Origin of the sequence: Rhodococcus sp. BS-15 (assembly GCF_000813105.1) — a bacterium.
Classification (GTDB): domain Bacteria; phylum Actinomycetota; class Actinomycetes; order Mycobacteriales; family Mycobacteriaceae; genus Rhodococcoides.
In genome coordinates, this window is record NZ_BAOX01000150.1 from 1 (window position 1) to 11,740 (window position 11,740).

At 64.2% G+C, this 11,740-nt stretch carries 11 protein-coding genes and 4 pseudogenes; 7 read left to right on the top strand and 8 right to left on the bottom strand.

Features of this window, described 5'->3' with window-relative positions; translation table 11 throughout:
* From RHBS_RS16635 to RHBS_RS16645, 3 genes and pseudogenes are all read left to right on the top strand, one after another.
* A pseudogene (locus RHBS_RS16635) lies at positions 1-626 on the top strand (D-alanine--D-alanine ligase); the annotation flags it as partial.
* Positions 623-1,376 (top strand): annotated as a pseudogene (locus RHBS_RS16640) (TauD/TfdA dioxygenase family protein). The pseudogenes RHBS_RS16635 and RHBS_RS16640, both read left to right, overlap by 4 nt.
* Before the next feature lie 50 nt (positions 1,377-1,426).
* Positions 1,427-2,152, top strand: coding sequence for a YoaK family protein (locus RHBS_RS16645; RefSeq protein ID WP_128646064.1), 726 nt, complete (start codon positions 1,427-1,429; stop codon positions 2,150-2,152).
* Positions 2,153-2,159: 7 nt separating this feature from the next.
* On the opposite strand, the gene RHBS_RS16650 is transcribed toward RHBS_RS16645, so the two are convergent.
* Positions 2,160-2,774 carry a TetR/AcrR family transcriptional regulator gene (locus RHBS_RS16650; RefSeq protein ID WP_128646065.1) on the bottom strand — a complete coding sequence of 205 codons (615 nt, stop codon included), beginning with the start codon at positions 2,772-2,774 and terminating at the stop codon, positions 2,160-2,162.
* An 80-nt stretch (positions 2,775-2,854) separates the two neighbouring features.
* Between RHBS_RS16650 and RHBS_RS29090 the strand changes: the two genes are divergently transcribed.
* Both RHBS_RS29090 and RHBS_RS16655 read left to right on the top strand, forming a co-directional pair.
* Complete coding sequence (locus RHBS_RS29090; protein ID WP_187298525.1) at positions 2,855-3,067, top strand: hypothetical protein; 213 nt, start codon at positions 2,855-2,857, stop codon at positions 3,065-3,067.
* A complete protein-coding gene (locus RHBS_RS16655) occupies positions 3,034-3,789 on the top strand; it encodes a DAPG hydrolase family protein (RefSeq protein ID WP_187298526.1) in 756 nt (251 codons plus the stop codon). Before RHBS_RS29090 ends, RHBS_RS16655 begins: the two co-directional genes overlap by 34 nt.
* Here the strand turns inward: RHBS_RS16655 and RHBS_RS16660 are convergent.
* The 3 genes and pseudogenes from RHBS_RS16660 to RHBS_RS16670 form a co-directional block, all read right to left on the bottom strand.
* On the bottom strand, positions 3,783-4,358 hold the full coding sequence (locus tag RHBS_RS16660; RefSeq protein ID WP_121870886.1) for a hypothetical protein: 576 nt from the start codon (positions 4,356-4,358) through the stop codon (positions 3,783-3,785). The genes RHBS_RS16655 and RHBS_RS16660 overlap by 7 nt on opposite strands.
* Before the next feature lie 28 nt (positions 4,359-4,386).
* A pseudogene (locus RHBS_RS16665) lies at positions 4,387-5,321 on the bottom strand (pirin family protein).
* 82 nt (positions 5,322-5,403) lie between these two features.
* Entirely contained in the window at positions 5,404-5,745 is a 342-nt protein-coding gene (locus tag RHBS_RS16670; protein ID WP_121872679.1) for a GNAT family N-acetyltransferase, read from the bottom strand.
* Between the two features lie 215 nt (positions 5,746-5,960).
* On the opposite strand from RHBS_RS16670, the gene RHBS_RS16675 reads away from it, so the two are divergent.
* Both RHBS_RS16675 and RHBS_RS16680 read left to right on the top strand, forming a co-directional pair.
* Entirely contained in the window at positions 5,961-7,202 is a 1,242-nt protein-coding gene (locus RHBS_RS16675) for an acetyl-CoA carboxylase biotin carboxylase subunit family protein (RefSeq protein WP_128646067.1), read from the top strand.
* A gap of 41 nt (positions 7,203-7,243) precedes the next feature.
* Positions 7,244-9,251 (top strand): annotated as a pseudogene (locus RHBS_RS16680) (hypothetical protein).
* A 56-nt stretch (positions 9,252-9,307) separates the two neighbouring features.
* On the opposite strand, the gene RHBS_RS16685 reads toward RHBS_RS16680, so the two are convergent.
* The 4 genes from RHBS_RS16685 to RHBS_RS16695 all read right to left on the bottom strand — a co-directional run.
* Positions 9,308-9,523, bottom strand: coding sequence for a DUF2945 domain-containing protein (locus RHBS_RS16685; protein ID WP_128646068.1), 216 nt, complete (start codon positions 9,521-9,523; stop codon positions 9,308-9,310).
* Between the two features lie 58 nt (positions 9,524-9,581).
* Positions 9,582-9,950, bottom strand: coding sequence for a hypothetical protein (locus tag RHBS_RS30760; RefSeq protein ID WP_237669296.1), 369 nt, complete (start codon positions 9,948-9,950; stop codon positions 9,582-9,584).
* Positions 9,947-10,585, bottom strand: coding sequence for an alpha/beta hydrolase family protein (locus RHBS_RS30765; protein WP_237669298.1), 639 nt, complete (start codon positions 10,583-10,585; stop codon positions 9,947-9,949). Before RHBS_RS30765 ends, RHBS_RS30760 begins: the two co-directional genes overlap by 4 nt.
* A gap of 61 nt (positions 10,586-10,646) precedes the next feature.
* Positions 10,647-11,740, bottom strand: a 1,094-nt coding sequence (locus RHBS_RS16695) for an RNA polymerase sigma factor (protein ID WP_128646069.1), incomplete at its 5' end; no start/stop codon positions are given.

Here is an 11,740-nt window from a genome sequence, read left to right on the forward strand (position 1 = left end):
CCGGGGTCGCCGTTCCCGCCGGCGTCGTGGTCCGCTGCGGCGACGACATCGACGTCGAACTGCCGGTCGTCGTCAAGCCCGTGGACTCGGACAACTCGATGGGCGTCACACTCGTTCGCGAATCCGAGTGCCTGGCAACCGCAGTGAGCGAGGCACTGACCTACTCGTCTGCGGCGCTGGTGGAGTCGTACATCGAACTCGGCCGCGAAGTCCGCTGCGGCATCGTCGAACGAGACGGCGAACTGATCTGCCTGCCCCTCGAGGAGTATGCCGTCGAGTCGATTCGGACCAGCGCCGACAAGTTGAATCGCACCTCGGACGGGGATCTGTACCTGGTCGCGAAGGAACAGACCAAGGCGTGGATAGTGGACGTTTCCGATCCGGTCACCGAGAAGGTCTGGGCCGCAGCACGATCGTGCTATCGATCCCTCGGCTGCCGACACTACGGACTCTTCGACTTCCGGATCGACCCCGACGGGCAGCCGTGGTTCCTCGAAGCAGGCCTGTACTGCTCGTACTCGCCATCGAGCGTGCTCGCGGTGATGGCCTCGGCGGCAGGCATCGCCGTCGACGAACTGTTCGCACGATCGCTCGACGAACTGTCGGTGAAGGAGATGTCCTCGTGACGCTGGGAATCGAGATCGACGATCTGGACCTGAACTCCACTGCGACCGAAGAACTCCGAACACTGTTGGCCGAACACGGCGTGCTGATTCTGCGGAATCAGCCCCTGGACGATGCAGGCTTCCTGGCGTTTCTCCGGCGGTTCGGAGACATGATGTTCACCGAGGGCGAGACACCGGTGCCGGGCTTTCCCGATCTGAACGTCATCAGCAACGTCGGCCGAACCACACCGCCGAAATCGACCTTCCACGTGGACACCACGTATGTCCCGAATCCGCCTGCCTACACCGCATTACGTGCGGTCGAGGTGCCGGAGGCCGGTGGCAGCACATTGTTCAGCGACCAGTACGCGGCGTACGACACATTGCCTGCCGGCCCTGAAAGCGAGCCTGGCCGGTAGAACGGTGACACACCGAGTGACCGGGGTGGCATCGGACACCGATTCCTGTGCCGAACACCCCTTGTTCGCAGTACATCCCGTGTCCGGTCGCACCGCACTGGCGTTGTCCGCACCGGCGCGGTGCGTCGCGATCAGCGGAATGTCCACCGAGGAGGCACACGAGACTGTGCACCACCTGTTCGAGCACTCCACTCGCGAAACCAATGTGCTGCGACACGCGTGGGCACCCGACGATGTGGTGATGTGGGACAACCGATGTGTGATGCATCGAGCCGATCACAGCGGAGTCGTGGGAAACAGGGTGATGCATCGCGGAATGGTGGCGAATGCTGAATCGCAGTCGGTTATGTGACCGACAACTCAAAGATTTGCCGGTTCGCCCGTAGCCAGGAGAATCGAGTCATGACTTCCCCATTGACGATCAGCCGCGAAACAGCCGTCGGTGCCGAAGCTCGTCTGTCCTGGATATTGTCCGGATTGGCAGGGATGGTGGGTGCAGTCGCTTTCCTGCATTCCGCCGGCTACTTCGTGACCTTCATGACCGGCAACACCGAACGCGCGGTCGTCGGACACTTCGGGCCTCCCGACGGCAAGGAGGTCACCCCGGGTGCCTCACCTATCGCGGCTCTCGCACTCATGGGCTCCTTCCTGGCCGGCGTGGTGATCTCGTCGATCTGCCGGCGTCGTTACTGGTCGAACCATCCCCACGGAGCGACAGTGCTGACCACGATCGCGCTCGCCGGCGCGGGAGCAATCGACATCGCCATCTCCGGATGGTCGTCGGCCACCGTGAACTTCTACCCGATTCTGTTGGTGGCCTTCGCACTCGGTGCACTGAACACCGCGTTCACGAAGAAGGAAGAAACCTATATTCCCCTGAGCTACGTCACCGGCACCATGGTCAAACTCGGCCAGGGTATCGAGCGGCACATGTTCGGCGGCGGAACGCGCTACGACTGGCTCTGCTACACAGCTCTTCTCGGATCCTTCGCACTGGGAGGTGCGATCGGCGCCTTCATCGGCGTCGTCATCACCGGCCCGCAGGTATTGCTCCTCACAGCGCTGATCAGCTTCGGCGCAACGATCTTCACGTTCACCCACACCGAGCGTCGGTCGCTACTGGGATGACGTCCGCTCAGTCCTCGACCAGAGGTGAGGCCACGACGATCTTGCGCAACATCTGCTCGATGAACGTCGGGGACAGGCGTGATCCGATCAGCACTTGCCGCTGCACCAGACCTTCGATCATCACCACGAGGGTTTCTGCGTCGGCAGGTGGATCCTCGGAGTCCAGCGAGGCGACGATCCACTGGGTGTAAGTGACGAATGCTGCTCGCTGACTGTCGAACAACTCGCGGATTTCGTCGTCGTGCTGCGCCTCGCCGAGCATGATGTGGCGAGCGATCACCCGCTTGACGGCATCCCCGGACGTCATGGCGTCGATGAAATCGATGATGCGGGACACCACGACGTCGACGTTGAGCGGTTTGACGTCGACGAGACTGCCGAACGTCGCTCCGGCCACCTCGAAGTCACGGACGAACAGTTGACCGAGAGCCAGGTGAAGCAGCCGACTTCGGGTGGGCGCATGGTAGTTGACCGACCCGGGGCCGAGACCTGCTGCGGCGTCCACCGCCCGGTGCGTCAAGCCGCGAAGCCCTCGGTTGGCGAGCACCTCGATCGCGGCGGTGGCGATCTCGTCGCGCCGACGCACTCTCGACTCATCGTCCTTGGGGTGTGCCGGACTCATACCGCGCAGTGTAGTGCCAGGCCGTTGACATCTGCCGATTCCACGACCTAGCCTCAACAGATGTTGAGCAGGGTGGGGACATGAGCCGGGGACCGACGCGACGCCGGATCTTGATCGGAGCAGCCGCCGCGGCCACGGTCGCCGTCGTCGGCCCGGTAGCCAAGGCGGTAGCGGCACCGGCGACCGGTTCGGGCGACGAGTGCGGCGAGCGCTATCAGGCTATCGCGACGCCGATCGAAATCTGCCGTACGCCCGATACATGGCACAGCGAACGACGCCCGCACCGGCCGTAGTCGCGGACACCTGCGCGGGCCCTGCCCTCGCACCCGATTCGATTCCCGAATTCGATTCGATCACAACCGATCTCGCACCCACCGGCTATTCCACGATCGAAACCGGATACGGTCGACGCGCCGACGGAGTGACGTTCGTGGCAGTCCGCACGGTGATGCCGCGCGTGACGGCAGCGATGTGGGACTGGTGGTTCGGCTGGCATTCCGTCGAGGCCGCGCGCTACAAGCTGTGGCACCCCGATGCCCACCTCTACGCAGACCTCGCCGAGGATCGAACGGCACTCGACATTCCCGACAGGGCAAAATACATCGGCAACACGACGTTCGTGGACGAGTACGTCGGTTCGAAGTTGCAGCAGCTGGGCATCGCCTTTCGCGATCCCATTGCGCACGGCTTCGACGTCCCCGCAGGTCAGACGATCGTCTTCGGCCGAGTGGGCAGCTCCATCGCACCGGTGGACCTCGGCTGGCTGGCCCACCAGGTGCGCCCCGTGGACGGCGGTGCCGAGATGCGTAGCCGCTTCTTTCTCAACCTTCGAGGGCTGCACGTACCGGACGTGAAGCAGGCCGCGTGCGCCGTTCGCCGTGGGGCGTCGGTGGACCCGACGGATCTCGTGCTCGGGATCGATCTCGCTCGCGATCTGCTGCTGCACTGCGGGCAGGAGATGAACCACCTCGCCGGGTTCCTGCCAGAGCTGTACGAGGAGTTCGGCGGTCAGTGACCCAGAAAGACCTTCGCCAGCACGATGAGCGCGGCGACTGCGGCGGTGGCCAACCCACCGAGAATCGCGCGGAAGGTCAACGGGTTGCCGCGAATTCGCTCCGTGACCATCTGAATCGTGGCGATGCGCACCACGATCACGCCGCCGGCCAGCAGTTCCGACCACTGCCCCGGGAGTACCGACAACCAGCCGAGGGCCAGCATCAGGGCGGGGACGGTGCCGGAGCTCAGGATGGGCACCGCGTCGCGAAGCTCCTCGAAGGCCTTGAAGGTGCGTTGCTCGTCGGTGGCATCACCGTGCGCTTCGGGAATCTGACTGCTCGCGACGAAATCCGCGAACACATGCGCCAGAAACGTCGTCACCGCAGTGGCCAGAACCAGAACGGCAGCCGTTCCGTGCTCGATCGAGCTGGGCGTCGATGCTGCGACCGCTGCGAGGACCAGGATGTTTCCGTAGACGTAGGCGGACAGCCGCCTGGCCGCCCGCGCGGGCTCGAGCGGGCCGTCCGCGCGGGTGACCAGTCGGCGATACAGCCGTGTTCTCCGAATACGGGGTTCTGCGTCGCTCATGCAGGAGATCGTTGCACGGCAGGCGGGATCATTCGACGGGTACGCCGAGCCGCCCGGCCTGGTAGTCCTCGAACGCCTGCAGCACTTCGGACTTGGTGTTCATGACGAACGGGCCTGCCATCGCGACGGGTTCCCGAATCGGCTTGCCGCCCAGAACGAACACCTCGAGCGACTCCCCCACCGCAGACGCGGACATGTCGATCGTGTCGCCGCGGCCGAACAGAGCCGTCTGCCCCATCCGGATCGGACGCTTCTCCGCGCCCACCGTGCCCTCACCCGCCAGAACGTAGACGAGTGCGTTGAATTCACGATTCCACGGCAGCGTCAGCGCCGCGCCCGGTGCGATCGTGCTGTGCGAGAGCGCAATCGGGGTGTAGGTCGAACCCGGTCCCTGCAGCCCCGCGATCTCGCCGGCAATGACGCGGACCAATGCACCCCCGTCAGGCTCGACGCCAAGGCCACCTTGCTCCCGGTGATGTCCTGATAGCGCGGGTGCGCCATCTTGTTCTCGCGCGGCAGATTGACCCAGAGCTGAACTCCGTGGAACAACCCGCCGGACATCACCAGATGCTCCGGCGGAGCCTCGATGTGCAGAATGCCACCGCCTGCCGTCATCCACTGGGTGTCGCCACCGCTGATGATTCCGCCGCCGCCGTGAGAGTCCTTGTGCTCCATGATGCCGTCGATCATGTAGGTCACCGTCTCGAACCCGCGGTGCGGATGCCACGGCGTCCCCTTCGGCTCACCGGGCGCGTAGTTCACCTCACCCATCTGATCCATGTGAATGAACGGATCGAGAGACGACATGTCCAGTCCGGCGAACGCTCTGCGGACCGGAAAGCCTTCCCCTTCGTATCCCGTCGGTGCCGTCGTGACGGACCGGACCGGCCGAGGCACGGCGGTGGCGTCGGGCATGGAGATTCGGGGCAAGGCGAGGATGTTGTCGACCGTCACTGCGGGCATGGGCGTCCCTTTCGGCAATGTAGTTGACTCTGCAACTACTCTATCGACCTCAACCCGACGGTGTTCGACGGTATTCCCGCCGTCAGCCCTGCCGGTCGGCCAGCCACTGCCGGATCTCGTCGGTGGGCTGCTCGACGATGTCGTCGAATTCCGAGTGCTTGCCGACGAAGGCCGCGACCAACTCGCAGATCGGAACTATCCGCTTGGCGTCGGCGCGGGTGGCGTCGAGTGCCTGCTGCACGAGAACCGTTGCCAGACCACGTCCGCCGTAGGCTGCGTCGACCTCGGTGTGGAAGAAGACACGTCGGCCGTGTTCGTCGTCGACGAACTCGGTGAAGCCGACCTGCGAACCCTCCACCGAGACAGTGAAACGGTCCGCCTGTCGGGAGATCTCGACCTCGGCACCGGTTTTGTCGACCGTCATTCCGCACTCCTCGTTTCCGGTGGGCGCGCGCCGCACCTCGTTGTTCACGATCGTGCACGATCGGCGGAAATCTGTCGATCGTGATCGATACCGAACGCCTGCGTACGGCGGGTCCGTGATCCACCGTCACGGACAGGGTGACGAGTGACCGACAGGGCCTCTGTACGGTGGAGCGAAGGACCTCGACCGATGAATCATCTAGGGGAAGGAACTTCATGGCTCAGCCAGACAGGCTGGAGAAAGACCCGAACAAAGGTTTCGTGGCCCTGCTGGGCTGGAGTTTGGCCGCAGTGGAAGCACTGGACAAGTTCGATCGGCGCTACGTCGTCGTCGCCCCCGAATGGGCCGAGGCGTACTGCACCGAGCACGACATTCCTTACCTCCCGTGGAACTTCGAGCGACTCAACGATCGCTCACTGGAAATCGCCGAGACCCTCAAGGCAAAGGGCGTCGACGTCGCGATACCGCTCTACGAGGAGACGGTCGAGTGGGCCGGTGCCATCAACTCGGTGCTGCTGGGCAACCCTCGGCTGTTCGGGCAGGCGATGCTGCTGCGCGACAAGGCGCTGATGAAGCGTCGAGCGCAGTTGGGCGGCATCCGCGTCGGCATCTTCGAGGAGGCTCACGACCGCGAGGACGTCATTCGATTCCTCCGCCGCGTCAATCAGACACTGCTCAAGCTCGACGGCGATCCGAACGACCCCATTCACCTCAAGGCGTTCGACAAGGCAGGATGCCTGGGTCATCGAGTCATTCGTACACCCGACGAGGTCGACTCCATCCCGGACGAGGAATTCCCGGTGCTGATGGAATCGCACCTGGACGGGTGGGAGTTCGCCGTCGAAGCGTGGATCCACAACGGCAAGATCAAGTTCCTCAACATCTCCGAGTACGTCACGCTCGGCTATTCGGTGTTCGTCCCTGCCACACCGGAACTGGAGAAGTACCGCGAGCAGATCACGGTGCAGATCGAGAAGCTGATCAAGACCTTCGACATCGAGTTCGGTTTCATTCACCCCGAATACTTCGTCACCAGCGACGGTGAAATGTACTTCGGCGAAGTGGCTTACCGCCCACCGGGTTTCAAGGTGTTCGAGCTCCTCGAGCGGGCCTACGGATTCAACGCCTACCAGGGCCTGGCGTTGGCGTTCGACCCGAAGACCACCGAGGAGGAGATCGACGCCTTCTTCCCGAAAGAGGTCGTCGATGCAACCGGTGTGGCCGGATGTTTCGGTGTCTATCCACGACGCCGTGTCGTCAGCCATCTGCAAATTCCGGAGGAGACGACCGGGCACGACTACTACGAGACCAACGATCTGTCCGCACCGGTCGAGGAAACCGTCACCAAGAGAACAGCGTTCGGCACCCACTGGGGACTGCTGTACTTCTTCGGCGAGGATTCCTATGTCATGCGTGACTTGCTGAAGCATCAGGAAGAACTGGACTTCTACGTGTGAAACAGCAACTCGGGGACGACATCAACCCACCGTCGCAGACGATGCACGAGCCTGCACCGACGAACGCGACTACCGCCGTGGACAAAGCGTTGGCATCACGGTTGGCACAACTGGACCATGCGGTGCACGCCTTGGCCGATGCACCTGAGTTCAGCAAGAACACCAAGGTGCGACGAGTTCTGGATGGTGTGCATCGAGTCCTGTTGCAGCCCGGCGGTTGCGGTGCAATTCGCGAACGCGCCGAGGTGCTCGAGAAGGCGGGGCTGTTCGCCGGCACCGATTGGGCGCAGCCGGACATTCTCGTTCCAGGGTTCGTGGGGCCCAGCTTGCGCAGCGGCAACGACGACACCTTCGTGCTCGAGGCGACCAGCGAACTGCGCATGATCGCAATCGTCGCGGGCGAGTACGAGCATGAAGCGGTGACCGCCGAGGATGCCCGCCGGTTCCTTTCTCAGGTTCTGGCGGTGAATCTCGACGTTCTGTTCACACCCCCGTCCGAGTCGGAGCGAGTCCGATTGGGTCGCACTGCGCATCTGATCCGTGATCTGTTCGGGTACGTGGCTGGGCAGATCGGCTACGACAGTGTGCTCGACGAATTGGTGGAGGAAATCTGGCGGATTCTACGGCAGCGTCCGATTCAGGTGGACACCATCAAGGCCATGGTCACCCGCATCGCGATCTATCGTGACGATCCGACCGTCGACCTCGGCACGTCCGGGCAGGGCCTGGATCGGTTGATCACGGCGCTGTTCGGCACAACCGATGCATGCCGCGAGGATCCGGGCGTCGAGGTGTACCGGTCTCGACTCGAGGCTATGGACGTCGAGGCGTTGCAGTTCGAGGCCCGCGGATTTGCGCGAGCCATGCACGATACCGGGCTGGTCTCTCCGTACCACGCGACGCTGACGCAGTATCTCGTCGACCATTACTCGTATGTTCTGCCCGAGGCGCTCGGTCTGTCCGATACCGGCCGGACCTGCCTGACGCGGTATCCGGAACTGGTCCATCGCCTCATCGAAGAAACGGTGTTCCCCGAAACTGCGCAGTGCCTCTACGGACTGGCGTTGCTCCTCGATCGCGGGATTCTGCATCAGCCGCCGATCGTGCCGTCACTGTGGCGGCAGATGTCGCTGAAACTCGCTCCGGCAGTGCGGGAACGACTGATCACCACGTTCGGGCCGGTCCCCTCTCCCGAGTCACGCTTGCTCGGGGGTCTGCTCTCGATGCTCGGGCAGCCCCTCGGTGTGGGCCAGGGAGACAACCCGACGTGTCAGTCGGCCCGGGCATTGTCGATGTGGGCCTACAACGATCCCGACTACCTGCTGCAGATGGTGGTGTGGGCGGCACGTGACGAGGAGATCGTCATGCACTTCGAGGGGCAGTCGATCTCGTCGACCGAGAGCGTCAGCGGCGTCGCCACGTCCGATCCGGTGGACCTCGATCCCGCGTCGCTGTTGCTGGTTCCGCACCTCGATCGCATCTACGCCGAGATGGTGCGACGGTGCGCCGATCGTCCCGGTGATCCGCACCGCTGGGTCAACCCCGAGTTCCACGGGTGGTGGTCGGCGCGCGAGTTCCACATCGACGTCGATGTCGCGACCGGCAACCTCGTCGACCTGGACGCCTTTCTGCGGCAGTTCCACGCGGCGTACCATCCGGAATACAACGGGCACCAACCGTTGATCCATCCGCAACCGGCGGGGGTGGCCGTAACCGACAGTGCCGCACGCTATGTGGGGTGGCACGCCATCACGATCCTGCGCGTCGCCCCCCGATCCCGACGGCGTCATGCGGGTGTATTTCTTCAATCCGAACAACGACAGCGGGCAGGACTGGGGCGACGGCGTCGTGGTGGGTACGGCCGGCAACGGCGAACGCGCGGGCGAAGGTTCGCTTCCGTTCGACCAGTTCGCCTCACGGCTCTACATCTTCCACACCGATCCGCTCGAGAACGGCGAGCCCGAGAGAATTCCGGCCGAGGACATCGAGCGGATTCGGGGCTACATCGAACGGAGTTGGGGCGCAGAACGTTCGGTGCCTCAGGCCTGAGATCTTCCGATGCGCCTCCAGTCCACGGAGCGGAGGCGCATCGCAGGTCCGCGTGGTCAGTCCTTCTTGTCGAGCGCCTCCGGCTTGTGCACTGCATCCTTACCCGACTTGTCACTCTCGACGCGGTACTGCGGGTCGTCTTTCGACGCCTTCACGGTACGGCCTGCAGCTTCGGTCTCGGAGGTGATCTTCTCCACTACCTCGCCCTCGGTCGCGGTTCCGTGGGTCTGCCATTCGACCTTGTCGCCCTTGTGCAATTCGTCTTTCGACATGTTCGGGTGGTCCTTTCTCCGGTGTGAACCCTGCTTACCCGCCGGAGTCTCGTTGCAATCAGCTGGTTCCCAGGGCCGGTGCCAATGTGGTGTACCAGGCCTCGCGTAGCTGATCCTCGAACAGCGGCCAGGTGTGCGCGCCCTCCTCGCGCATGGACACCGTTGCCGGTACGTCGGCTCGGCGCAGAGCGTCGACGAAGATCGACGTGCAGTGGTTGACCATTGCTTCGACCGCCATGCCGCCGAACGGCGGGATCGCGCCGTCGGGAATGCGATCCACCGGTCCCGGGAGTCCGCGGGACGAGCTGACGTACACCGCGGTTCCGCGTAGCCGCTCGACGTTGAGCGATGGGTCGTGGTCGCGCCATCCCTGGCTTCCGGGTAGCCCCCACATATTGAAAGGGTTGTTGAGCCCGCCGGCGATCATCGCGAGATACCTGCGGTGGCAAGCGGGTTGGACGGGGCCGGGCATCCGCTGAAGGACGCGGCCGCGTCGAACACGTCCGGGGCCTGGATCGCGAGGTCGAGTGCGGGACCCCCACTCATCGACAGCCCGGCCACGCCGCGCCTGCCGGTCGATCCGTAAGCTGCGTCGACGGCGGCAGGCAATTCGCGGCTGAGGTAGGTCTGCCACATGTTGCTGCCGAGCACCGGATCCGTTGTCTGCCAGTCGGTGTAGAAGCTGAAGCGGCCGCCGATCGGAGCCACGACGGTGACCTTCTTGTCGAGGAAGAACTTCTCGACGCCGGAATTGTTGAGCCACCCGACGCCGTCCTCGTTGCCGAGCGCACCGTTGAGCAGCACGAGAGTGGGCGCGGGACCACCCTCGGGGGAATGCAGCACCTCATTGGAGATGACGCGATTCATGGACGGGGAGAACACGTTCAGCACAGCTCGGGTCGCCGACACCTGATGGATGCCGATGGCTCCCGCAGCCGCATCGGCCGATCCCGAGTTCCCCGGCAGCGCCTGCGCCGACGTTCCGGTCATCAGCATCGACGCCACTGCGGCGGCGGTCACCACCGCAGCGGACCGAGTTCGCTTCTTTCTCTTCTGTCCCACACGCAACATCAGCACCACACGAGGGTCGCACGAATTCCGCTTTCTACCGCTAACGATCGGGTTACGAAACCGATCGGTCCGTTGGTTGGTCGGTAGAGCGGATTCGCGCGGCCTGCATCGTCAGATGGTGCCGCTCGGGAATCGACGACGCCTTCTCCGCTGCCTGCGCATACAACTCGGCGGCACACTGCAGATCACCGGCCTTCTCGTACAGGTACGCGGCCGCCGCCGTGTGCCGCGGGACGGCCGGATCGACCTCGCCCAGTGCTACAAGCCCCGCCGTTGGACCCTCGGCCTCCCCGATCGCCACCGCTCGGTTGAGTCGCACCACGGAACTGTCTGTGAGAGCGAGCAACTCGTCGTACCACTCGACGATCTGCGGCCAGTCGGTCTCCTCCACACAGCTCGCATCGGCGTGTAGAGCGGCGATGGCCGCCTGCGCCTGAAACTCACCCAACCGATCCCGGGCGAGCGCAGCCTGCAGAATCCGCACGCCCTCCGCTATCAGCGCTGTGTCCCAACGAGATCGGTCCTGCTCCGCGAGAGGGATGACGTGACCGTCGGGCCCCGTCCTGGCCGAACGCCGTGCGTGGTGCAGCAGCATCAGCGCCAACAGCCCGGCCGTTTCCTCGTCGTCGGACAGCCCGGCCAACTGCCGGGTCAACCGAATCGCCTCGGCCGCCAGATCGACGTTCCCGGTGTACCCCTCGTTGAAGACGAGATACAGCACCCGTCGCACCGTCCCCACATCACCGGGGGCGTCGAATCGCACGTCGCGCACCGTGCGTTTGGCTCTGCTGATGCGTTGTGCCATGGTCTTCTCCGGCACCAGATACGCCTGCGCGATCTGCTGCGTCGTCAATCCCCCGACGGCACGCAGCGTCAGTGCCACCGCCGCCGCCGGACCGAGCGAGGGATGCGCGCACAGGAAGAACAACTGCAACGTGTCGTCGACGCCGCCCACACTGCCGGGATCCGGTTGGGCAGCGACTCGATCCTCACGGGCTCGTCGCGCCTTCTCGGAGCGTTGCGCGTCCAGAAATTTTCGCCACGCGACGGTCACCAGCCAACCCTTCGGATCGGCCGGCGCTTCGGCGACCCACGTGGAGGTCGCCTCGAGCATCGCCTCCGCCGCGGCGTCCTCGGCCGACGCGA